This is a genomic window from Bacillus sp. FSL K6-1338, from assembly GCF_038006965.1.
Classification (GTDB): domain Bacteria; phylum Bacillota; class Bacilli; order Bacillales; family Bacillaceae_G; genus Bacillus_A; species Bacillus_A thuringiensis_S.
In genome coordinates this window covers 651,545-676,462 of record NZ_JBBOWI010000001.1, presented here as the reverse complement: position 1 = coordinate 676,462, position 24,918 = coordinate 651,545, and the positions used below count along the sequence as shown (strand labels likewise).

Sequence of the window (24,918 nt, the reverse complement as noted above, 5' to 3'; positions counted from 1 at the left end):
AATTCCTCCTCTAATGATTTAGCACCCGACTTAAAAATAAACGAGCTCTTTCTTGTTCAGGATTTGCAAAAAATTGCGCCGGTGTCGTATCTTCAATAATTTGACCATCATCCATAAATAAAATCCGATCTGCTACTTCTCGCGCAAATCCCATTTCATGCGTGACAACGACCATTGTCATCCCTTCTTTAGCTAGCGTTTTCATAACATCAAGTACTTCCCCGATCATCTCCGGATCAAGAGCAGACGTAGGCTCATCGAACAGCATAATTTCCGGCTGCATCGCAAGTCCTCTAGCAATTGCTACTCTTTGCTGTTGTCCTCCGGATAATTGATGTGGATATACATTAGCCTTCTCCGGGATTCCTACTTTCTCTAAATAAAACATTGCTGTTTTCTCTGCTTCTTCTTTGGAAACTTTATTTACTTTAATCGGTGCTAGTGTAATATTTTGCAGAACTGTTTTATGTGGGTATAAATAAAAATGTTGAAAGACCATCCCAATATTTCGCCGTAATTCATTCATGTCCGTCTTTTTATTGTGTACCTCTGTATTTTGTACAATTAATTCTCCATCTGTAATTGCCTCTAATTGATTTATACATCGAAGCAATGTACTTTTTCCTGATCCTGAAGGCCCGACAACTACTACCACTTCTCCTTTTTTCACTTGCACATTAATATTTTTCAAAACTTGAAAATTACCATAATATTTATTTACATTACGAAATTCTATCAACATACTCCCCCTTCCCCTAACAACGCATGTACATTCTTTTTATATTCAAAAATAGTCCCAAAAATAACTTTCAGCTTCAATTTGTCCATAAAAAAAGCAAAGGGTTTCCCCTTTGCTTCTTCATTTCTATTCTATTAAGATACTTCTTCTTTCTTATCTTTCCCGTATTCATGCTCCCAAAAATCAGCATTTTTAATTCCTAATGGCTGCGGATCGAATACTGGATCTTTTCCTTCTTTTTTCTGTTTTTCATAATCCTTTAATGCGACTAATGCAGGTTTTTGTAATAATAAAATCGCAATGATATTTACCCATGCCATAATTCCTACACCGATATCACCTAAAGCCCACGCCGTTGCTGCTGTTTTAATACAGCCGTAGAATACAGCTCCTAAAAAAACAAATTTTAGTACAATAGACAACCAAGGACGGTCTTTATCACGATTTAAGTACGCGATATTCGTTTCTGCAATGTAGTAATACGCCATAATTGTTGTAAACGCGAAGAATAATAACGAGATTGCAACGAAACCGTTTCCAAATCCAGGAAAAACAGATTCTACCGCCGCCTGTGTATATCCTGGTCCTGGCTGAGCGCCATTTAATTTATTAACGATAAAGTTTTTTCCGCTTGCATCAAATACGTTATACATGCCTGTAATAATCATCATAAATGCTGTTGCTGAACAAACAAATAATGTATCAATGTAAACGGAAAATGCTTGCACTAAACCTTGCTTAGCTGGATGTGATACTTCAGCTGCTGCTGCTGCATGTGGTCCAGTTCCTTGCCCTGCTTCATTGGAATAAATACCTCGTTTTACTCCCCAAGAAATTGCTAAACCGATAATACCACCGAAAGCCGCTTCTAATGCAAAAGCACTTCTTATAATTAGCATAAATGCTTCTGGCAACTTTTCAATATTCATAGCAACAATAACGCAAGCTACTAAAATATAACCAACTGCCATAAACGGTACGACAACTTGTGCAACGTTAACAATTCGCTTTACTCCACCGAAGATGATAATAGCTAGTACAACAACTAATAAAGCCCCTGATACGGTGGTGTTAATTCCAAAAGCTGTTTCTAAACTTACAGCAATACTATTTGCCTGCACACCTGGCAGTAAAAGCCCCGTTGCAAGAATTGTCGCTGCAACGAATACTAATGCATACCATTTCACACCTAAACCTTTTTCAATGTAATAAGCAGGTCCACCACGAAACTGTCCTTGATGTTTCGTCTTATATATTTGCGCTAATGTAGATTCTATATAAGCTGATCCTGCTCCTAAAAAGGCCACTGCCCACATCCAAAATACAGCTCCTGGTCCACCGAAGGCAACCGCTGTTGCTACCCCAGCTATATTCCCCGTCCCAACGCGTCCTGATAACGAAAGTGCTAACGCTTGAAATGAAGAAACACCAGCCTCTGATTTTTCACCTTGAAATGTCAGCTTCACCATTTCTCCTACATGCCTTACTTGTAAAAACCTCGTTCGAATGGAAAAATATAAACCTACTCCTAAACATAAATAAACAAGTGCTGGACTCCAAACAATATTATTTAACCAATTCACGAAAGCTTCCAACATTCCCCCTCCTTCTTTATAAAGAATATTCAGAATATATATAAAATTATAAGTGTATACTGAATCTAGGACAATATTATTTTAATAAAGTAAACATATTTTTGTATAAAAAAACAAAGTATATATTTGTTTTATATACTTTGTTTCGAACTAAATGTATTATATATTCACAATTGCTTCTCTTTTTATAATTCTTTCATATAGCTCTTCTGATAATTCTCGGAAGTTATCTGGCATACCTTTCCCCTTAAACTTCTTTTGAAGTGTACCGTATAAACCAACATCACGTAGACGTAAAAACAACGGTAACGATTCATACCAACTATCCGCCAGTCTGTGCTCATGCTCATAGCCTTTTCGTAACACTTGTAGCTGTTTACGAGCAAAGTCTGTCTTCTCTTCCGCTGTCCATGGTGTAAATAGAATAGAGTAATAGAGAACCATCGCTAAATCATGTATAAAGTAATTATAAGCCGCATCATCAAAATCAAAGATTGTTAGCTCTTTACCATCATAATGAAAATTACCGGGATGGATATCACCGTGCATAAGACCGAACGTTTCTCTTTCAACTGGAAGGGCCTTAATCTCATCCATTAATACCGCTGCAATCTTTTTCACTTGATCATCTTCTAATTCATTAACAATTCCACTTTCGTCTTCTTCCCACGTATCACGATAGTCTGTTTTAGGATAGCTCATTGTTAGGCGATGCAGTTGTCCAATCGCTTTTCCCCATGCTTCAAAATAATCATCTCCCCAATAAGGCGATCCTTCCCCTTTTACTTGCTCACCTTTTGCATATGTAAATAAAGAAGCAAAAAAGAAAGTGCTATCTTCCGCTCCAATTTCTTCTACAAGATTTTGAGAAGTTGAGTTAAGAGGTCCTGCTACCTTTGCCCCATGCTCCGCAACATATCGTAAAAAATCTAGTTCAGCTTCAACTTCTTTTTTAGAGCGATGCGAAGAATGCGTTAAACGTAATACATAGTCCTCATCATTATCTCCCTTCGCCTTAAAAATATAATTTTCAAAATCTCCAAGCGGCTTCTCTTCCACTGTTACATGAAATGCCTTTGCCGCTCTTCTTAAGATCTCTTTCGTAAAAACACGTTCTACAGCTATTTCCATATGTATCCCTCCTATATATCTTCTTAATTCGACACAAATGTGAGAAGTACTGCTATGAAATTGAATAATGCACAAAAGACAATATAACGTAACTTTCAATTCTCTTTTAAAAAAATAATTCAAGCATAAATTTCTCACAAACGACAAAAATTAACAGAAACAGTTGCACTTTAAAAGAGGTGGAAATTATGACAGAGAGAAAAGAACAACAAGAGAGTAAAAAACAAAAACATATGTTTCCATCACTTCCTGAGAACATTAATTACATTGAAAATAAACTTTCTCATTCTGATGATATAAAAAAATTAGATATCCCTTTTCAAAACGGAAAAGGGATAATCTTATATATCGAATCTTTAGCAGATCCAAATCTAATTCATCAATTAGTTCTTGAACCATTATTAACGCGGTCGGATTTATCTTTAGATAAAGCTTTTTCTACATTAAATATGAAAAAAGAAACGAATTTAAATTATGGTGTGCAGCTTTTATTACAAGGTAAATCTTTATATTTTCATGAACATGTCGAAAGCTTTTGCATTTTTGAAACGGCTCTATCTTTAAAGAGAGATATAACAGAGCCTGATAATGAAGGTATTGTACGTGGACCGCATACTGGTTTTGTAGAAGATTTAGCAACGAATTTAGCCTCTATTCGTAAACTCATTAAGAGTCCAAATGTAGTTGTTAAATATTTTACACTCGGTGAAGAAATGCACACGAAAGTAGCTATTGCTTATATGCAAAACATAGCTAATGACGATTTAGTTACAGAAGTAAAAAGAAGGTTAGAAACGATTAAGACAGATGCACTTATGCCTCCAGGATATATACAAGAATTTATAGAGGATACGTCTTTCTCACCATTTCCACAGCAGTTAAATACAGAGCGTCCAGATAGAGTCGCAGCAAATTTAATGGAAGGACGAGTTGCTATTTTATCTGATGGAGATCCAACAGCACTTATCGTTCCTGTTACGTTATTTGCTTTCTATCAATCACCAGACGATTATAATAACCGCTGGATCGTCGGTTCTTTCGTCCGAATGATTCGCTTAGTTAGTTTCTTGATTGCCTTTCTCTTACCAGCTATATATATCGCAACCGTCGCTTTTCATCCTGATGTGTTGCCACTTGAACTCGTTTACACAATTAAAGCTTCTTTAGAAAAAGTGCCTCTTCCTCCTATTTTTGAAGCTCTCTTAATGGAATTAATCTTTGAATTATTACGGGAAGCTGGTATTCGCTTGCCAAGCCGAGTTGGACAAACAATCGGTATTGTAGGTGGTTTAGTAATTGGTGATGCGATTGTAAAAGCCGGACTCGTTTCTTACACAATGATTATCGTTGTAGCTTTAACTGCAATCTCATCTTTTCTCGTTCCATCAAATGATATGAGTTCAGCAGTTCGGATTCTTCGTTTTCCGTTAATGCTCCTTGCTGCTATATTCGGATATGTAGGCATCTCATTTGGTCTAATTATAACTTTCGTTCACTTATGCCAACTACATTCATTTCATACACCATATCTTTCTCCTGTTGCCCCGATGCGGATAAAAGATATGAAAGATTCTTTTGTAAGACTTCCAATGTGGTCGTTTTGGGAACGACCACATGATCCAAAACCGAAAAAAATGCAACGACAACATGTAACGAGAGAGGATGAGGACGGTGACAAACACGCAAAGTAAAATTTCACTTGTTCAATTTACCTTTTTCGTTATTCAATGCCAAATTGGGGTCGGTATACTCTCTCTACCTAACCGTCTTCATCCGATAGCGAAAGGCGGCGGATGGATTTCTGCTCTCATAGCTGGTCTTGCAATTCAACTTATCATTTTACTTATGTGGCTTTTCTTAAAACGATTTCCTGATGCGGATATGTATGAAAGTGTTTGTATGCTATTTGGTAATAAGTTTGGAAAACTATTAGGTTTTGCTTATGTTTTTTATTTTACCCTTATTGGTATGACCGTTATGTTAAACGCTTGTAATGTCATTAAAGTATGGGTTTTGCAAGCAACCCCTTGGTCTGCAATTCTCATACTATTTACAATAGCTTGCTGCTATGTAGCCTATAATACATTTAAAGTAATTGTAAGGTTTTATGTGATGGCCTCTATTCTCATTTTGCCCATGGCTCTTTTAATTGCACTAGGGTTTTCACGAGCTGATTTTTCTTATATTTTTCCAATCACAGAAGCCGGATGGTGGAATATTATTCAAGCATCTAGGGAAACCATTACAGCTATGTATGGTTTTGAAATTATTCTTATCGCTTTCCCAAAAGTAAACGGGAGTTCTGTGGCAAAACTAAAGGCAATTTCTATCGCTAATGGATTTGTAACCCTTTTTTATACTTTCACTGTTTGGATTTGCTTTATCGTATTTAGTCCAAAGCAAGTTGAGCTTATTCCAGAGCCAGTTGCTTACTTATTGCGCTCCTTACATATCGGGATTATAGACCGTACTGATTTACTATTCATACCAATATGGATGATAACAGTTGTGGCTTCTATTGCTAGTTATTATTGTGCTGCTTCAATCGGAATTGGACATATATTCAATCTTGCTAATCATAAAAAAGCTGTTCCAATAGTTGGTATTATTGCCTTTAGTGTAGCCGTATTTATCGATACACCCGAAGAATTAAAAGTAATTGCAACTTTCACTGATAAGTTCACCTATATTTTCATCGTTGTCCTTCCTCTTTTATTTCTACTTTATTCAGTGATAAGAAATAAGAAAGAAGAGCAGTATGTTCAAAAAAAGAGTTAAATTACTTTTTTTATTATGTACTAGTGCATTCCTTTCTGGCTGTTGGGATCAAGAACCATTAAGAGAAGCGAGATTAGCTTATAGCATTGGATATGATATTACGGAAGAAAATAAACTTCAACAAACGCTTGAACTTGTAAAAAGTTCAAGCGGAGAACAATCTTCATTCGAGAATGAAGTACATTCAGCAACTGGATATAACATAAGGGATACAAGTGATGCCCTAAAAAAAAATGTAACTGGGAATATCCGCTATTTCAAATATGGCGTTCAATTACTTGGAACCAAAATTCTAAAGAAAGGTATACTACCCTATTTAGATGTCAGCTTTCGGGACCCAACAAACCCAACTGCTTTAGTAAAACTTATTGCAGTAGATGGTGAAACATCCGAGATACTCAAAAAAAAGAAAGTAGGAAATTTATTAATTGGAGATTTTTTAAAGAAAAAAGTAAAAAGCTTAGAAGATATGAGTGTGTTTCCGAAAGAAACTTTAGAAACAGCTGCTACAAAAATGTTAGATCCAGGTAAAGATTTTACCCTCCCCTCTATAAAAATAAAAGAAAAAGAAGTTATTACAGACGGATTATCTTTATTTAATAAAGACAAATTAACTGGGCATTTACCTTTGAAACAATCTGTTTTATTCGTGTTATTAACTGGAAAAATGGGAACAAGTGCCCGTATCACCCAAAAACTTACTAGCGATGAATCAGAGACGACATCTGATTATTTAACGATGGAAATTAGCAATCGGAAATTAAAACGAGACTTAAAAATAACAACAGATAAAAAAGGAAATGTTTATGCTCACATTAAGCTTCAACTAAAAGTTATAGCGCTTGAGGCTCCAAGAGATAATCTTTATAAAATGTGGGAACGAAAAAAACTAAATAAAGAATTATCAAAGCAACTTACGAAAGAAGCGAAACAAATAACAAAAAAGCTACAAAAAGCAAACTGTGATGCTTTCGGTATCGGCAGACACCTTATCGCTTATCACCCTGAGTTATGGAGGAAAAAAAATTGGGATAAAGATTATGCAAAAGTAAAGTTTAAACCTGAAGTAGAAGTAAGCATTTTGTATAGTGGTGTCTTAAAATAAAAGGTTGTATGCCCATGCGGCATACAACCTTTTTATTTCGTATATCGATACACAATTGATTCATATGGTCTTAAGTTAAGTTTTGCAATATCCTTGCTGGCATCTTTATAATTCGACAGTAGTACTTCTTGTTTCATTCCATCTAATTGAACGTGCGCTGGTACAGAGTACGTTATTTCTTCTCCATAGAAGTTATTTATAACAAGTAGTACTTCACTTTCTGTAGTACGAGTATATGCCCAAATTTTAGGATCATTTTTATCCAAAATAGCATATTCTCCTTCTGTAATTACATCATACGTTTTTCTAAGTTCTATTAACTTTTTATAATGATAAAATACAGACTCTTTATCTTCTAATGCCTTCTCTACGTTTATTTCTGTAAAGTTTTCAGCCACTGAAATCCAAGGTGTACTTGTTGTAAAACCACTGTTCATCTCTTCATTCCACTGCATCGGAGTACGAGAGTTGTCACGAGATTTTTGTTTTAAAATCCCGATAATCTCTTCTTTTGATAATCCTTCTTCTCGCTTGATATCGTATATATTTAACGATTCCACATCGCGATATTGCTCGATGGACTCGAATTTAGGATTCGTCATACCGATTTCTTCGCCTTGATAAATGTAAGGTGTTCCTTGCAACATATGCATAGCTGTCGCTAACATTTTCGCAGATTCATTTCGGTACTTTCTATCATCACCGAAGCGTGACACTATGCGAGGTTGGTCATGATTACACCAAAATAACGCATTCCATCCTCCGCCCTTTTGCATTTCAATTTGCCAGTTAGACATAATCTCTTTTAATTTAATAAAATCAAACTCTGCTTTCGTCCACTTATCACCATTCGGATAATCTACTTTTAAATGATGGAAACTAAACGTCATGCTCAGTTCATTACGCTCAGGATTAGAATATTTAATACAATTATCAATTGTCGTAGATGACATTTCTCCAACTGTAATTACATCTTTTCCTGCAAAAACTTTTCGGTTCATCTCTTGTAAATATTCATGAACACGCGGACCATCTGTATAATACTTGCGTCCATCACTTGTCGCAGTATTACCTTCATCGTTTAAGAAACATTGGTCTTTTGAAATTAAGTTAATGACATCTAATCGGAATCCTGTTACCCCTTTATCCAGCCAAAAACGCATCATATCATATACTTCTTCGCGAAGTTGTTCATTTTCCCAATTTAAATCAGCTTGTGTTTCATCAAATAAATGTAAATAATATTGCTCCGTCTTCTCATCATATTTCCAAGCAGATCCACCAAACTTAGACTGCCAATTATTTTTTTCCTCACGCCAAATATAGTAATTACGATATGGACTATTTTTATCTTCCTTCGCTTCTTTAAACCACTTATGTTCAGTCGAACTATGATTTACAACAATATCAAGCATAATTTCAATGTTACGTACTTTCGCTTCTGCTAAAAGTTCCTCAAACTCTTCCATCGTTCCGTAAGATGGATCAATGCTGTAGTAATCACTTACATCATATCCATTATCATTTTGTGGTGATTGGTATATCGGTGTTAACCAAATATAATCCACTCCGAGTTCTTTTAAATAATCTAGTTTCTCTGTAACCCCTTTTATATCACCGGTTTCTTTATTGTAATAGCTATTAAAGCTCTTCGGATAAATTTGATAGACTACACTTTTATGCCAATCCTTCATGTTTAACTTCCTCCTACTTCTGTTTGACTCTTTTTGCAAATAACCATGTTAAAGTAAATGGGATTACAACTGCAATAATCATTCCTACAATAAACATTGGAATCGATTTCGGAATGATAGAAATAAATGCTGGCAATCCGCCAATTCCGATAGCAGGTGCTAATACACCATTTAATGTAATGAATATCGCTGCCACAGCAGACCCTATAATCGCTGCATAGAACGGGAACTTATTTCGTAAATTCACACCAAACATCGCTGGTTCTGTAATACCGAAGTATGCTGAAATGGCTGATGTTGATGCCATACTTTTATCATTTTGATTTTTAGAAATCCAGAACATTGCAAGTGCCGCACTACCTTGCGCAATGTTAGAAAGAGCAATCATTGGCCAAATGAATGTGCCACCGTGCTGTGCAATCAATTGTAAATCAATTGCAATAAACATATGATGCATACCTGTAATTACAAGCGGTGCATATAATGCTCCAAACAATACTGCTCCAACTACTGGTACTGTTTCATATACACCTACTAATCCTACTGTTAATAAATCTCCAATATGACGTGTAACCGGACCGATAATTCCTAATGCTAACACACCTGTCACAACGATTGTTGTAATTGGTACAACTAATAATTGAATTGCATTTGGTACATGTTTCTTTAAGAAAATTTCCACTTTACTTAATACAAAAGCTGCTACTAAAACAGGTAAAATTTGTCCTTGATATCCTACCTTCTCAATTTGGAACAGTCCTAAAATATTGAAGTACTCAATCTTTTGACCCTCTAAACCAGTCGCTGCTTTTCCATAGTCCCAAGCGTTTAATAAGGCCGGGTGCACAAGCATTAATCCCATAACAATCCCTAGTATTGGACTACCACCAAAACGCTTCGTTGCTGACCACCCGACAAGTGCTGGTAAGAATACGAATGCTGTATTGGCCATCATATTAATTAAATCCCAAAGCCCGCCTAAGTTCGGATAAACATCTAATAAATTTTTCCCATCAAAAAATAAGTCCTTTGCCCCTAATAGATTGTTAATACCCATTAGTAAACCAGCTGTTACGATCGCTGGTAATATCGGCATAAATACATCCGAAAATATTTTCACAAACTTTTGAGCTGGATTTAACTTCTGATTTCCAGAATCTTTTACGTCAGCTACAGTCGATTCTTCCATACCTGCAAGCGTTATCAATTCAGCGTAAACACGATCTACATCCCCTGGACCAATTACAACTTGAAATATACCAGCGTTATGAAACGCTCCTTTCACTAATGAAACAGACTGTAATTTATCATTATCTATTTTACTTTCATCTTTTAAAGCGATACGGAGCCTCGTCACACAATGTGCAGCTTGTTCAATATTGTCTTTCCCACCAATATACTGCAACACTTCCTCTGCTGTTTTACGATAGTCTTTCCCCATATTCCCGTCCCTCTTTTCTTTTTTTGATACCGTTTACAATTACATATTAACTCGTATATATAAGTTAGTCAACACTCGTATATACGAGTTTGTGTTTTTTTTTATAAAAAAAGAGATGAAACAATATTTTGTTCCACCTCTTTACTTCCTGCGTGCCACATCCGAAAAGTGAAAAATATCTAAACGGTGGCGTGATTCTGTGTATTCAAACTGACTTCCATCATACAAATGTGTAAAGTTTTTCACAACGACAACATAGTCTGTTCCATTTAAATCTAAATACTTTCTGTCATCCTCTGTACACGGCTGTACTTCAATTACCCTCTGCGAATAACTAATATGTAGCCCAAGCTCTTTCTCAATGTATTTATAAATCGATGCAGTTGCAATTTCTTTCGTTAATCCTGGAATAAACTCAGATACAAAATGATTTATATCTAAAATTACTTTTTCTCCATCAATATTTCGTACACGTTTAATATGATCAATCTCTGTTTTTTCTTTTACATTTAATAATTTCGCAATTTCTTTTGTGGCTTTTTCTTTGTCCATTTCCACAACTTCCGTAATACAATGACGTCCTAAACGTTCATTTTCTTCTTGGAAACTTACAATACCGCCAAAATTAAATTCAATATTTTTTCGCTTTAAAACAAAAACACCTTTTCCATGAATTTTTTGCACATATCCACGCTCTTGCAGTAAATCTACAGCTTTTCTTACCGTGCCTCGGCTTGCCTCATACTGCTTCATTAATTCTGTTTCTGATGGGATTTTGCATCCCTCTTTTAATTGTTTATTATCAATAGATTTACTGATTTCTGTATAAATTTGTTCATACTTACTCATCATCTACAATAGCCCCTTGTCACCTTCTAATTCTATATGTATTATAACATGCTTCACTCTTCTGCCAATCTCTCACTTATTTTCCAGTACAAGAAAAATATAGGTAAATATTTAATCTTTAAAACGTATTTTTATAAAAATTTTTCTTTTCATTCAAAAAAACATGTAGTATACTAACTTCAAAATCAGAGGAGAAAGGGAGCAAAGAACTATGCTTACTTATACAACAACTGTAGTTTCATTTGCACAAAAACATCATCATCATACGTAACCCTTGAAACCTAGCGGAAAAATTACGCGTAGGTACAAGGGTTATTCCCGTTGTACCTACGCTTTGGCGAAAGAGCCATGTAGGTATTTTTTTATCTACATGGCTCTTTTTTTATTGTCAAAAAGCTAGTAAAAAATGATGTTTAAGCAAAACTTACTACAAAGGAGTTAACAAAAATGGAAACGAAAAAATGGGGATTATGGGTTTTAACAGCATTTGTTATCGGGAATATGGTTGGCGGTGGCGTATTTATGCTTCCAGCAAATTTAGCACAAGTATCAGGGCCAATGGGTTCTACACTCGCATGGAGTATTACAGGCCTTGGCGTATTTATGATTGCACTTGTATTTGGAAATTTAGCGATTCGGAAACCAGAATTAAAAGCTGGACCACAAAGCTACGCTCAAGCGATGTTTCCTTCAAAAAAAGCTGGTAAAGTTGCGGGATATAGTATGGCATGGGGATATTGGGCTGCTAACTGGGCTGCAACAGCATCTGTTATTATTTCCTTTGCTGGATATTTATCAACATTCTTTCCAGTTTTACAAAGTAAGCAAATTCTTTTTTCAATAAACGGATTTTCACTAGAACTCGGAAAAGGATTAACTTTCCTCGTATGTAGCCTTATGCTGTGGGGAATTCAATATATTCTTTCTCAAAATATTGATCGAGCTGGAAATATGAATCTACTTGCTACCATTGCAAAAATTATCGGATTTACAATGTTTATTGTAATTACATTATTCATTTTCAATGCCTCTAATTTCGGAGACGGTCAAACCTTTATGAATGAAGCAGGACAATCCATCTCGTTAGGTGGACAAATCAATTCAGCTGCTATTGCAACACTCTGGGCATTTATCGGTATTGAATCAGCAGTTATGCTTTCTAATCGTGCAAAATCACAGCGCGATGTAAAAAAAGCTACGATTTTCGGATTAATTATCGCTCTTCTTATTTACATGTCAATTACTTTACTTACAATGGGAGCTCTTCCGCAAGATGCTTTAAAAGAGTCTCAAAAACCATTAGTAGACGCATTAAATTTAGCAATTGGAAATAAAGGCGCATATATCATGGCTTTACTCGCTCTTATATCTTTATTTGGATCTACAGTTGGTTGGATTGTTGTTAGTTCAGAAGTACCTTACCAGGCAGCAAAGAATGGACTTTTCCCTAAGTTTTTCGGGAAAACAAATAAAAAAGGTAGTCCTTCAAAATCATTATTGATTACAAATGTAATGACGCAAATTTTCTTATTTTCAACGATTTCTGGTACTGTTTCAGAAGCGTATAGTTTCGCTATTGTCGTAGCAACATTAGCCTATTTAATTCCATACCTAGTTTCTACTCTGTACCAATTCAAACTGGTTATTACAGGAGAAACGTATGATATAATGCCTGGTTCTCGAATAAAGGACGGGATCATCACTACATTAGCATTTGTATACTCAATTTGGGTTATCAAAACGGGAACTGCTGATTTAAAAACGTTCTTCTTAGGAATTGGATTGTTCGTATTAGGTCTTATTCTTTATCCAGTACTAATGAAAGACTCACAAAAAACGGATTAAATAAAGAGAAGCTGCTGGCTTCTCTTTTTTATTAAAAATCTGTAATTAACTTTTCTTTTAACTCTCCTACAGATAAAGGTTTCGCATAATAAAATCCCTGTACATAATCACAGCTCATTGATTGTAACAAACTCTCTTGCTCTACTGTTTCTACCCCTTCAGCAACTACTGCTAAATTTAAACTATGAGCAATTTCAATAACAGATTTTACAATTGTTCGTTCTGGTTGCGCGTGATCATAATGAAATTCACGAATAAAATTACGATCAATTTTCACAATATCCAGTGGTAGTTGTTTTAAATAATATAAGGAAGAATAGCCAGTTCCGAAATCATCCAAAGCAATTAAAACACCCATATTTCTTAATTCTTGTAATGTAGCAATAATATAATCAAAATGGCGGACTGCAATGCTTTCCGTTATTTCTAATATTAAACGGTTCGGAGGAAAACCAGTTCTCTTTAAAATGCTACGTACAGACAAAATAAAACGTTTCTGCATTAATTGTTGTATAGATAAATTCACAGATAACTTTAGTCCTTCTTGATAATTTGGCAATGTTTTAAACAATCGGCACGATTTTTCTAATACCCAGTCTCCTAGCTTTATAATAAGTCCAGACTCTTCAGCTACCGGGATAAATTCGCTTGGTGCAATGGGGCCGTCTTCTGTCATACAGCGTACTAAAGCTTCTATACCAGAATATCTCTTCGTTTTCAAATCAATAATAGGCTGCAATGCTACATCTAACTCTTCATCACGAATTGCCTTTTGCAAAGCAAACTCAACTTTCATTCTACGATTTATTTTCGCCCGTAGCTCATCTGTAAAGAAACATGCAGCGTTTCTACCTTGTTCTTTTGCACTATACATAGCTAAGTCAGAGTTTTTCAATAACGTTTCCACGTCTAGTCCGTCTTGTGGATAAGAACAAAGTCCTAGACTAGCTGAAATGTATACTTCATGGCCTTCCAACATAAATGGTGCCTGAAAACATGACAACACAGATGTCGCTAACTGACTCATATCATCTTGCCTATGATTTTTTGTTAACAGCACAAATTCGTCGCCACCTAGCCTAGCCAGAACATCTTTCTCTCCTAGTACATAATGCAACCGTGAAGCGACTTCGCTTAAAAGTAAGTCCCCTATCATATGACCTAACGTATCATTTACTAATTTAAAACGGTCCAAATCAAAGTAAATCATACCAAATTCTTTTTTATCTGCAATCAATTTATTAACGGTTGTTATTAATTGCAAACGGTTCGGCAAACTGGTTAAAGCATCATGATAGGCAAGTTCCCTATAACGACTTTCACTTAGCCGCAATCTATGTTCTGCTTCTTTTCTACTACTAATATCATTTCGAATTGCGATAAACTGGTATGGCTCTCCTTTTTCATTTAAAAATGGAACAATTGTTGTTTTGACCCAATAATATGTACCATCTTTTGCTCGATTCCGAATCTCACCTGTCCATACTTTCCCATTCAAAATACGTTTCCATAAGTTTTGAAAAAAGGTTTTCGGATGATGTCCTGAATTTAAAATACGGTGATCTTTTCCAATTAATTCTTCTCTTTTGTATTTAGAGATTTCACAAAATTTATCATTTACATATGTAATAAGACCTTTTCGATCTGTAATTGCAACAATTGAAGACTCATCTAATGCTAACTTTAAATCTCGCAATGAAGAGTCATATAATGCATGACCTCTCTGTTCTAGCATGCGCATCTCTCCTTGCTTCCTATCTGACTAAAACACAACCTGTTTCTCTTCATAGAAATAGAGATATTTCATTTTCTAATACTAGCCCATTACATAAATTATCTTTTTAAATAGACCGATTAAAATAACATAATATTATTTGTAATAAAAAGCAATATTATACCGTTTCAATTATAACTAGTAGCTTCTCATCTCCCTAATTATTTCGCACCTTATTATACTGCAATCCTTTTAAGTGGCTCTATCCAAGCCCTGTTTCTAACTAATACCATTCACATCTGATCTCTTTACTCTTTAATAACAAAATAGAAATTAGACCATACTACATAACTATTCACGAATAATAATATAAAAATCTACATTAATGTATATGTTTTTGAATTACAATAACAAAATATTAACATATTTTCACCTTAATTTTGGAAGTATTTTATAAATAAATACCGTATTAAACTAAAAAAGAGGGTAGCCTCTTTTTTAGTTTAATACGAATATGGTATTTGCTGATAACCTGGGTATGGCATTGGATACGTTACAGGGTATGGTGATGGATAAGTTACTGGATATGGCGCTGGATAATACCCTCCACTTGCTGCACCCGTTAATGCGCCAGCTGTCAGTCCACCTAACACTCCTCCTGCAAAGCTTCCAGGGAAAAATCCGCCTCCCCATGAACTACCCCCCCAGCCCCATCCGCCTCCGTGATGATGATGGTGATCATGGTGATTGTGTCCTCCATGGTGATGATGTCCGCCGTTATGATTGTGCCCACCATGATTGTGTCCTCCATGATGATGATTCCGATAATACAATCCATTATTTTCTATATAATTCATGTTTCTCCGCTCCTTTTCGATTTTTTCATTTTCATATGCATTAAGAGTGGGATAAAAATGTGATAGTACACTGTATGTAGGACAAATGCGGAAAGTATAGGTGAAATGTCTATATTTTGTAAAAAAAGCAAAACACCTTATAATAAAGATGTCATATTACATCTTCTATTTAAGAAATCTATATTGAAAAAAGATTAGGGGAATTATATAGAAATGAAGAAGCCTATCGTTCAGTTACTATTAATATTTACAATTGTATCTATCGTTCTGTTCCTATTAAATACATCGTATATTTCGTTATATACATTTGTCGGTGCTCTATGGTCCATCACAATCGTAGGAATTTCATTCGTTATCTTTATAGAAAATAGATCTCCACAAAGCACATTGGCATGGTTTTTAGTATTAGCACTTCTTCCTATTATAGGTGTGCTTTTATACGCTATTTTCGGGCGCAGCCGCTGGAGAAGAAAAAAACATCTCCATCGTTCAGAAGAACAAAGAAAATTATTCCGTGAAATATTAGAAGGAAGAAGACTAGAGTTATTACTCACAGTCCCACTAAATGAACGTTCCATACATTTAACAGAAGTCATACAAAAATTTGGAGGCGGTCCTGCCGCAGATAAAACAACTACAAAACTTTTAACAAACGGAGATCAAACATTTTCAGAAATTTTGCGAGCTATAGAGCAGGCAAAACATCATATACATATTCAATACTACATTTATAAATCTGATGAAATTGGTACAAAAGTTCGAGATGCTTTAATACAAAAAGCAAAAGATGGTGTTATTGTACGCTTCCTTTATGATGGTCTTGGAAGTAACACGTTAAGAAGACGATTTTTGCAACCTATGAAAGAAGCTGGGATTGAAATTGTAGAATTTGACCCTATTTTTTCAGCTTGGTTACTTGAAACTGTCAATTATCGTAACCATCGAAAAATTGTTATTGTAGATGGAGAAATTGGTTTTACCGGAGGACTCAATGTCGGTGATGAATATCTTGGCCGTTCAAAGAAATTTCCTGTTTGGCGTGATAGTCATCTAAAAATAGAAGGAAAAGCATTATATAAATTACAAGCAATCTTTCTAGAAGACTGGCTCTATGCCTCTAGTGGTTTAAATACTTATTCCTGGGATCAATTCATGAATAGACAATACTTCCCAGGTAAAGAGATTTCACATGCAGAAGGTGCTGTTCAAATCGTAGCAAGCGGACCAAGCTCCGATGATAAAAGTATTCGTAATACATTATTAGCTGTTATGGGCTCTGCAAAAAAATCCATTTGGATCGCTACACCCTACTTTATTCCAGATCAAGAAACTTTAACATTATTACGCTTAAGTGCAATTGCCGGAATAGATGTACGGATTTTATATCCAGGTAAAAGTGATAGCATCATTAGTGATCAAGCATCTCAATCCTATTTCACTCCACTTTTAAAAGCTGGTGCTTCTATTTACAGTTATAAAGATGGTTTTATGCATGCAAAAATTGTACTCGTTGATGATACAATTGCAACTATCGGAACAGCGAACATGGATGTACGTAGCTTTGAATTGAATTACGAAATTATTAGCGTACTTTATGAATCAAAAACAGTTCACGATATTAAACGTGATTTTGAAAAAGATTTTAAACATTCAACTGAAATTAAATGGAACTCTTTCCAAAAAAGAAGTATAAAAAAACGCATATTGGAGTCTTTCATGAGGCTCATTTCTCCTTTACTGTAAGCAATCAACTTCATCTTGATTGCTTTTTCTTTTCCCTTTATCCTCCTTCCTTTTCTTTGCATACCATATTAAAACAAGTTATCATAAGATGTATTACTTTATGAAAATAATGTTAGGTGGGAAATACATGTTAGAACAATTTCATATACATTCTGATTTAAAACAGCAGCTTTCTACGATTCATGAAAAGAATAAACAAGAAGCTGGTGAAAATGCTCATTTAATCGGTACTAAAATATATAAAGCATCTGATAACAGCATTATCGAAGATGCGATTACAGCACTTCTTCTTGGCAAGAACATTCTATTAAAAGGACCGACTGGTAGTGGTAAAACAGTACTAGCGGAAACTCTTTCTTCTTTATTTCAAAAACCAATGCATAGCATTAACTGCTCTGTCGACTTAGATGTAGAAGGTATTTTAGGATACAACACACTACAAACGAAAGATGGTGCATCTGAAGTTTCATTCGTTAACGGTCCTCTTATGAAAGCAATGAAGAACGGTCACTTCCTATATATTGACGAAATCAATATGGCAAAACCTGAAACTTTACCGCTACTTCACGGCGCATTAGATTACCGTAAAATGATCACAAACCCATTTACACAAGAGGTTGTATACGGTGATGAAGAATACCGTGTAATTGCTGCGATTAACGAAGGTTACGTTGGAACAAGTGAACTAAATGAAGCATTAAAAAACCGTTTTGTTATTATTGAAGTTCCTTACATTCAAGGTGACACATTAAAAGAACTATTATTAGCAGAATCAAAATTAAATAATGTTGCAACAATTGAAAAGTTTGTTGCATTTGCAAGCGACCTTATGCCTTTAGCTCGCGATGGACGTGTAAGTGAAGAAGCAGCAAGTATTCGTGGTATTATCGACGCATGTGATTTAGGTGTATATATTCCTGTTATGCGCGCTATTGAACGAAGCATAATTGCAAAACTTAATGATGAAACAGAACAAATGACTGTCCGTGAATTAGCAGAAAGTTATTTCTTTGAGGGATAATTTATGAGACAAATTTTTAGTGACAAAAAAATTGATGCGTCGCTGTTTCTACAAATGGAAAACTTAATGTATGCCCTTCTAAAAGAAGACGATGCCTATCTTGAATATGGCTATAAAGCATACTACGACGAAATTGAAAAGAAAGTTGTCATTAGTCACTTTTGGGATGATCGAAAAGAAGAAGATACAGTAATCGGATTAAAAAGCGAAGTGTTCTTAAAAGCACTTGGTAATAAACATTACTCGGACATGACTTTAATTCGTTCTTATGCGATTGAATTGCAAGAATCGCCCCTAAAAAAGTTTTTAACACAATTATTTGTTCTATTAGAAGATTTACGCGTTGAGGAAATCGTAAAGAACTTACGTCCTGGCACGAAGCATATTTTTAAACGCCGAAAAGAAATGTACCGCAATTATTTCGGCTCTCAAAATGAAATAAACCGCGTTCGTAATTATCACGGTGATCGTTTGTTTTGCCTATGCTATCTTTCATTAACGAGCGATAAATATGAAATGTTTAATAATGAATATTTTGAGCAAATTGAAGCGATTTTACATGAAACATTCCAAGCACGTAATACAGAAGATATTATGTATGTCGTTGAGAAAATTCGCTATCGCTTAGAGGCGCTTCTTGAAAGTGATATGCTTAACAACTATTTCGGACATGCTCCACTTTACTTATCTGTTCTTGCAGACGAAAAGAACTGTCGCGTCGAAGATTTAGCAAATGATGATACACAGCTTATAGATGACGATGAAAATAAAAACAAAATGGATGAAAGTTTCTCCACATGGCATCGTGAAAATAAAAATAACGAAAACGAGAACTTTTTACGCTTTGAATTAGAAAGCGGAACAAAAACAAACATGATGGGCGATACTGCTCGTGAATCAGAAGATGGCGACCAAGCACTTGGTTCTGTACAAGGTACTTCTCAAAAAAGTACACAATCCAACTTTGATGGCGCTGATACAGAAGAAGCAAGAGCTTCACACGCTTCTAGCCAGCACGACGGTGCATACGGTAAGTATAATGTAGGTGCTTCTCATACATTTAAAGAAGCTCGCAAAGCAAATATCGATGAGAAAAAAGATTACCAAGCTATCAAATCAGTCGTCAATAAAGATGTAAAAGAATTAAAGAAAATTATCGAAAAAACGATTGAAAATAAAACGAATGCGAATAGTGATAAATATTACGGAAGGCTTCGCAAAAAATTCCTTCGTATTTATACCGAAAAACAACCGCGTATGTTTTATAAAAAAGGACAAGAGTCACAAGAACTCGATGTTGCATTCCAACTATTAGTTGACTGTTCTGGTTCTATGTATAACAAAATGGAAGAGACGAAGAAGAGTGTTGTACTATTCCATGAAGCTTTAAAATCTTTAAAAATCCCGCACGCTATTAGCGGATTTTGGGAAGATGCCTCTAGCGCTAAACCTGAAGATAAGCCGAACGTTATCCATGAAGTTGTAAATTATAAAAACTCAACGTTACCAAACGTTGGTCCGGAAATTATGCAACTTCGTGAAGAAGAAGATAACCGCGACGGATATATTATTCGTATCGTTTCTGAAAAGCTTGCAAAAAGACCTGAGAAACATAAATTCTTACTAGTCTTCACAGATGGTGAGCCTTCTGCGCTAGACTATCAACAAGATGGAATTTTAGATACGCATGAAGCTGTTAAACTCGCGCGTAAAAGTGGCATGGAAGTAATCGGTATCTTCATCGAAGAAGGCGAGGCAAAAGAAGCAACTTATCAATTGATGAAGAACATTTATAACCATCACTTCTTAGTTGCAAATCATGCTGAAGATTTACGATTGAAGATTAAACCATTACTGAAAAAATTATTACTGAAGACGATTGAATAGAAGATAGGAGCCTTGTGGCTCCTGTTTTTTCATTCAATTACTTTGTTTCTGGTTGAAACTTATATGGAATGGCTACTTCTAATAAGGATTCAAATCCTCCGTCATAGTATGGGAAGCGCTCATTCGCAATTGTTCGATCCACCCACTCTATTGCAGAAATTTCACCTTCATCTTCCGCAATAAGTTCACCTTTTACTACATTCGCTCGGAATGTAAAAAATAGTGCATGATTCCCTGATTCCTCAAAGAATTTTTCATTGATCGCAACAAGTCCACCTAACGTAGCAATTAAACCTGTCTCTTCTTTCACTTCTCTTATTAGTGCTTCCTCTAATATTTCACCTTTTTCCACAGCCCCACCTGGCAATGACCAAACGTTTTGTTCTGCATTATGTACCATTAATATTTTATCTGTTTCCTCGTCATGTATTAGTGCGTATACGACATCTACTCTTTGCATAAGACTTCTCTCCTCCCAAAAATAATGAAGAGCCGATTCCTAAGAATCGACTCTTCCTATTAATTCATCACTAACTCAGCTGTGAGCTTTTTTTTTAACTTAGCCAACATGTCCGTTGTCATTTTGTCTAAATCGTATTCTGCTTTAAAGCCCCACTCTTTCATTGCTGCAGTTGCGTCAATAGAGTTTGGCCAACTATCAGCGATTGTTTGACGAGCTGAATCTACTGCATAATCCATTGTAAACGTCGGAATGTGTTTACGAATTGATGCTGCAATTTGCTCTGGCTCAAAACTCATTGCCGTAATGTTAAATGCATTTCTATGCACTAGCTTACTTGGATCAGCTTCCATTAATGAAATGATCGCTTGTAAAGCATCAGGCATATACATCATGTCCATGTACGTTCCTTCAGCAATGTATGAGGTGTATGCACCTTTTTTAATCGCCTCATAATAAATTTCAACTGCATAATCAGTCGTTCCGCCTCCTGGAGGAGCTACGTAAGAAATTAAACCTGGGAAACGGACACCGCGCGTATCTACGCCAAACTTTTGATGATAATAATCACATAGTAATTCTCCTGCTACTTTGTTTACCCCATACATCGTAGTAGGACGCTGAATTGTATCTTGCGGTGTATTATCTTTTGGCGTCGATGGACCGAATGCACCGATCGAACTTGGCGTGAAGAACTTACAGTTTAATTCACGAGCTGCTTCTAATGCATTTACAAGTCCGCCCATATTTAAGTTCCATGCGAATAACGGATTTTTTTCTGCTGTTGCTGAAAGTAAAGCTGCTAAATGAATAATTGTATCTACTTCATTATGCTTTGCAATATCATGTAATTTTTGTCCATCTGTTACATCTAACGTTTCAAACGGACCAGACTTTACTACTTCACTATCTGTTTCACGAATATCTGTTGCAATAACATTTGATGCGCCGTATACATCACGAAGTTTCATTACTAGTTCAGAACCAATTTGCCCTAAAGAACCGGTTACTAGAATTTTTTTCATTTTCCCCACTCCTCATTTGCAAGCTATTCAAAAGATGCCCTTACTTAAATGATGCCCATTTCTTTTCCTACTTTTTCATACTTACGAATTGCTTCATCTAACATTTCTTTCGTATGAGCTGCTGTAGGCATATTACGAACACGACCTTTTCCTTTTGCTACAGTTGGGAACACAATAGATTTTGCGTATACACCTTCTTCATTTAGACGCTTACTAAATTCTTGTGTTAACACTTCGTCCCCAATAATACAAGGTGTAATTGGCGTTTCACTTTCCCCAATGTTAAAGCCAAGTTCTTTTAATCCTTGTTTTAAGTAGCGGCCATTTTCCCATAAACGATCATGTAACTCTGTGCTTTCCATTAAGATTTCAATTGATCTCATGCAAGCTGCTGCATCAGCTGGTGTTAATGCTGTAGAGAATAAGAATGGACGTGAACGAACTTTTAACCAGTCAATTAAGTTTTGTTTCCCTGCTACATATCCACCAATTACCCCAATTGCTTTTGATAATGTACCAATTTGGAAATCAACTTTATCAGATAGACCGAAGTGCTTTACAGTTCCTGCACCTTTTCCAAGTACACCTGAACCGTGTGCATCGTCTACATATGTCATTAAATCTAATTCTTCTGCAATCTCAACAATTTCTGGTAGTTTTGCAACATCTCCATCCATTGAGAAGACACCGTCTGTAATTACCATTAATTTATTGTAAAGACCCGATTCTTTCGCCGCGATTGCTTTTTGGCGTAAATCTTCCATATCAGAATGTTTATAAACAATAATTTTTGCCTTTGATAGACGACTACCATCAATAATAGAAGCATGGTTTAATTCGTCTGAAAGAATTGCATCATTTTTATCCATAACAGCTGAAATCGCTGCCATATTACAGTTAAATCCTGATTGGTAAGCAATTGCCGCTTCTGTATGTTTAAACTTTGCAATTGTCTCTTCTAATTTAATATGCAAATCTAAAGTACCGTTAATTGTACGAACAGCTCCTGCCCCAACACCGTACTTATGAATTGCACCAATTGCTGCTTCTTGCAAACGGCTATCTGTTGCTAATCCAAGATAGTTGTTTGAAGATAAGTTAATATATTCTTTTCCGCCAATTGTAATGATTGGTCCATTTGAACTCTCAAGCGGATCAATTACGTTATAAAGCCCCTTTGATTTTAAATCCTCTAAATTTTCTTCTAAAAATTTTGCAAGTGTTTTACTAGACATCGTGAAGCCTCCCATCGTTCATGTAAGCGGATTATTGTCTTAATAGTTCTAATAATCCCTCTACTAGCTTAACACGTTTTCAGAATTTATTATAGAAAAATAGTTTAAAGTAACCGCTTACAATTTTAGATTATATATGATTCATTATAATAAATCTATCATTTACTTTTCATATTTGATAGAATTAAAAAAATATTTTGGGAGGTTTCAAACATGGCATTTACAGAATCTGATGTATACAATAACACAGCATTTTTCGAACAATATATGAAACGAAGATACCGAGAAAATAGCCCAAATGAATCCATTGAAAAACCAGTATTCTTTCAGCTCATTGGTCATGTGCAAGGAAAACAAATTCTCGATTTAGGCTGTGGTGACGCTAAGTTTGGTGCGGAATTATTAGAAAAGGGATGCTACTCTTACACTGGCATTGAAGGCTCCAAACTTATGTATGAAAAAGCTAAAAATCAACTAGAAAATAAAAATGGATCTGTTCATTTTTTAAACCTCAAAGATTATACCTATCCCTCTTCCACTTTTGATTTAGTAACATCTAGACTCGCCTTACATTATATTGAACATCTTGATACCATTTTTCAAAATGTGTTTCAAACTTTAAAAACAAATGGCACCTTTACCTTTAGCGTTCAACATCCCGTTATTACTTCTTCATTTGAAAGCTTACAAACAAGTGGTAAAAGAACGAGTTGGCTCGTCGATGATTATTTTAAACTAGGCAAACGGGTTGAACCATGGATTGACCAAGAAGTTATTAAATATCATCGTACAACGGAAGAGTATTTCACATTATTACAGCAAGCTGGATTTACCATTACATCATTAAAAGAAGCTACACCAAATCCAATCTATTTTCAAAATGAAGAAGAGTATAAACGTCGCTTACGAATTCCTCTCTTCCTCTTATTTTCTTGTACCAAATAAAAAAAAAAACGATGAATCACTCATCGTTTTTTTATCTTATCGCCTGAGCAACTTCTTTAACTACACGTCTTCCTCTTCCATGCGGGATACAAAGCGGTGTTCCAAACAACGGATCCGTACTAATTTGACACTCCATTCGGAATACATCACGTACTAGTTTCTCATCTACCACTTCTTCAGGTTTACCTTGTGCATATATTTGTTTATCTTGAATTGCTACAATGTTATCTGCATAGCGGCATGCTAAATTTAGATCATGTAATACCATAACAATTGTTCTTTGTTCTGTTTCATTTAATTCGAATAATAAATCCAGCACTTCAATTTGGTGAGTCATATCTAAGTATGTAGTGGGCTCATCCAGTAAAATGATATCTGTATCTTGTGCAAGTGTCATTGCGATCCAAGCACGTTGACGTTGCCCACCTGAAAGAGCATGCACATCACGCTCAGCAAATTCTGTCATACCTGTCGCTGCAAGTGCTTTCTGTACCATTTCCTCGTCTTTTTCTGACCATTGCTTCAGCCATGTTTGGTATGGATAACGCCCTTGCTTTACAAGTTGTAATACTGTAAGTCCTTCTGGTGCTTGTGGTCCTTGCGGTAAAATCGCCATTTGACGAGCGATTTGCTTCGTTTGCATGCTTTGAATGGCTTGATTATCTAACAAAATATCACCAGTTGTTGGTTTTAATAATCTAGCTAGTGAACGTAATAAAGTTGATTTCCCGCAACCGTTAGAGCCGATAAAGATTGTAATTTCGCCTTTTGGAATTTCTAAATTCAACTCATCAATAATACTTGTTTCACCATAAGACAACGTCAAGCGTTTCGTCTCCAATGCTTTTTGCATA

General features: G+C 35.4%; 20 protein-coding genes. 8 read left to right on the top strand and 12 right to left on the bottom strand.

The features are described 5' to 3' along the window. Positions 1–10: 10 nt before the first annotated feature. The 3 genes from NZ044_RS03490 to NZ044_RS03480 all read right to left on the bottom strand — a co-directional run bounded on the left by NZ044_RS03490 (position 11) and on the right by NZ044_RS03480 (position 3,465). Entirely contained in the window at positions 11–739 is a 729-nt protein-coding gene (locus tag NZ044_RS03490) for an amino acid ABC transporter ATP-binding protein (protein ID WP_002162934.1), read from the bottom strand. A gap of 134 nt (positions 740–873) precedes the next feature. After that, complete coding sequence (locus NZ044_RS03485) at positions 874–2,334, bottom strand: alanine/glycine:cation symporter family protein (RefSeq protein WP_000387172.1); 1,461 nt, start codon at positions 2,332–2,334, stop codon at positions 874–876. 159 nt (positions 2,335–2,493) lie between these two features. Next, positions 2,494–3,465: a phosphotransferase enzyme family protein gene (locus NZ044_RS03480; RefSeq protein WP_000401662.1), complete on the bottom strand. Its 972-nt coding sequence runs from the start codon at positions 3,463–3,465 to the stop codon at positions 2,494–2,496. A gap of 188 nt (positions 3,466–3,653) precedes the next feature. Between NZ044_RS03480 and gerKA the strand changes: the two genes are divergently transcribed. From gerKA to NZ044_RS03465, 3 genes are read left to right on the top strand one after another with little or no spacing between them, the layout of a single operon-like run. Further along, the gene (gene gerKA / locus NZ044_RS03475) at positions 3,654–5,156 is read left to right on the top strand and encodes a spore germination protein GerKA (RefSeq protein ID WP_044783725.1); all 1,503 of its coding nucleotides are present in this window, start codon (positions 3,654–3,656) and stop codon (positions 5,154–5,156) included. Beyond that, entirely contained in the window at positions 5,137–6,243 is a 1,107-nt protein-coding gene (locus NZ044_RS03470; RefSeq protein WP_340949563.1) for a GerAB/ArcD/ProY family transporter, read from the top strand. The genes gerKA and NZ044_RS03470 overlap by 20 nt, the downstream gene beginning before the upstream one ends. Next, positions 6,224–7,348 carry a Ger(x)C family spore germination protein gene (locus tag NZ044_RS03465; protein WP_044783723.1) on the top strand — a complete coding sequence of 375 codons (1,125 nt, stop codon included), beginning with the start codon at positions 6,224–6,226 and terminating at the stop codon, positions 7,346–7,348. Before NZ044_RS03470 ends, NZ044_RS03465 begins: the two co-directional genes overlap by 20 nt. A 32-nt stretch (positions 7,349–7,380) precedes the next feature. On the opposite strand, the gene treC is transcribed toward NZ044_RS03465, so the two are convergent. The 3 genes from treC to treR form a co-directional block, all read right to left on the bottom strand. Continuing rightward, entirely contained in the window at positions 7,381–9,042 is a 1,662-nt protein-coding gene (gene treC / locus NZ044_RS03460) for an alpha,alpha-phosphotrehalase (protein ID WP_098505639.1), read from the bottom strand. 13 nt (positions 9,043–9,055) lie between these two features. Then, positions 9,056–10,483, bottom strand: coding sequence for a PTS system trehalose-specific EIIBC component (treP, locus tag NZ044_RS03455; RefSeq protein WP_000513939.1), 1,428 nt, complete (start codon positions 10,481–10,483; stop codon positions 9,056–9,058). A gap of 141 nt (positions 10,484–10,624) precedes the next feature. Next, entirely contained in the window at positions 10,625–11,335 is a 711-nt protein-coding gene (gene treR, locus NZ044_RS03450) for a trehalose operon repressor (RefSeq protein ID WP_000987242.1), read from the bottom strand. A gap of 444 nt (positions 11,336–11,779) precedes the next feature. On the opposite strand from treR, the gene NZ044_RS03445 reads away from it, so the two are divergent. Continuing rightward, entirely contained in the window at positions 11,780–13,177 is a 1,398-nt protein-coding gene (locus NZ044_RS03445) for an amino acid permease (protein WP_000448446.1), read from the top strand. Positions 13,178–13,208: 31 nt separating this feature from the next. On the opposite strand, the gene NZ044_RS03440 is transcribed toward NZ044_RS03445, so the two are convergent. Continuing rightward, positions 13,209–14,912, bottom strand: coding sequence for a putative bifunctional diguanylate cyclase/phosphodiesterase (locus tag NZ044_RS03440; RefSeq protein WP_000893348.1), 1,704 nt, complete (start codon positions 14,910–14,912; stop codon positions 13,209–13,211). 482 nt (positions 14,913–15,394) lie between these two features. Next, the gene (locus tag NZ044_RS03435; protein WP_001106404.1) at positions 15,395–15,748 is read right to left on the bottom strand and encodes a hypothetical protein; all 354 of its coding nucleotides are present in this window, start codon (positions 15,746–15,748) and stop codon (positions 15,395–15,397) included. Between the two features lie 213 nt (positions 15,749–15,961). On the opposite strand from NZ044_RS03435, the gene NZ044_RS03430 reads away from it, so the two are divergent. From NZ044_RS03430 to NZ044_RS03420, 3 genes are all read left to right on the top strand, one after another. Beyond that, a complete protein-coding gene (locus NZ044_RS03430) occupies positions 15,962–17,491 on the top strand; it encodes a cardiolipin synthase (RefSeq protein ID WP_000743027.1) in 1,530 nt (509 codons plus the stop codon). 127 nt (positions 17,492–17,618) lie between these two features. Beyond that, positions 17,619–18,512, top strand: a complete 894-nt coding sequence (locus NZ044_RS03425) for an ATP-binding protein (protein WP_098505640.1) — start codon at positions 17,619–17,621, stop codon at positions 18,510–18,512. 3 nt (positions 18,513–18,515) lie between these two features. Then, positions 18,516–20,399 (top strand): vWA domain-containing protein, encoded by a 1,884-nt coding sequence (locus tag NZ044_RS03420; RefSeq protein WP_001248845.1) that lies wholly within the window; start codon positions 18,516–18,518, stop codon positions 20,397–20,399. 37 nt (positions 20,400–20,436) lie between these two features. On the opposite strand, the gene NZ044_RS03415 is transcribed toward NZ044_RS03420, so the two are convergent. The 3 genes from NZ044_RS03415 to NZ044_RS03405 are packed head-to-tail and all read right to left on the bottom strand — an operon-like array spanning position 20,437 to position 23,119. Further along, complete coding sequence (locus NZ044_RS03415) at positions 20,437–20,859, bottom strand: NUDIX hydrolase (protein WP_001189930.1); 423 nt, start codon at positions 20,857–20,859, stop codon at positions 20,437–20,439. Positions 20,860–20,918: 59 nt separating this feature from the next. Then, a complete protein-coding gene (locus NZ044_RS03410; RefSeq protein WP_000723120.1) occupies positions 20,919–21,884 on the bottom strand; it encodes an L-threonine 3-dehydrogenase in 966 nt (321 codons plus the stop codon). Positions 21,885–21,928: 44 nt separating this feature from the next. Then, positions 21,929–23,119, bottom strand: coding sequence for a glycine C-acetyltransferase (locus tag NZ044_RS03405; RefSeq protein ID WP_000095903.1), 1,191 nt, complete (start codon positions 23,117–23,119; stop codon positions 21,929–21,931). Positions 23,120–23,332: 213 nt separating this feature from the next. Here NZ044_RS03405 and NZ044_RS03400 point away from each other — a divergent pair, with 213 nt between their 5' ends. Further along, the gene (locus tag NZ044_RS03400; RefSeq protein ID WP_098505641.1) at positions 23,333–24,064 is read left to right on the top strand and encodes a class I SAM-dependent DNA methyltransferase; all 732 of its coding nucleotides are present in this window, start codon (positions 23,333–23,335) and stop codon (positions 24,062–24,064) included. A 31-nt stretch (positions 24,065–24,095) separates the two neighbouring features. Here NZ044_RS03400 and NZ044_RS03395 read toward each other — a convergent pair whose 3' ends face one another. Continuing rightward, on the bottom strand, positions 24,096–24,917 hold the full coding sequence (locus NZ044_RS03395) for an ABC transporter ATP-binding protein (protein ID WP_001167972.1): 822 nt from the start codon (positions 24,915–24,917) through the stop codon (positions 24,096–24,098). Position 24,918: the final 1 nt, after the last annotated feature.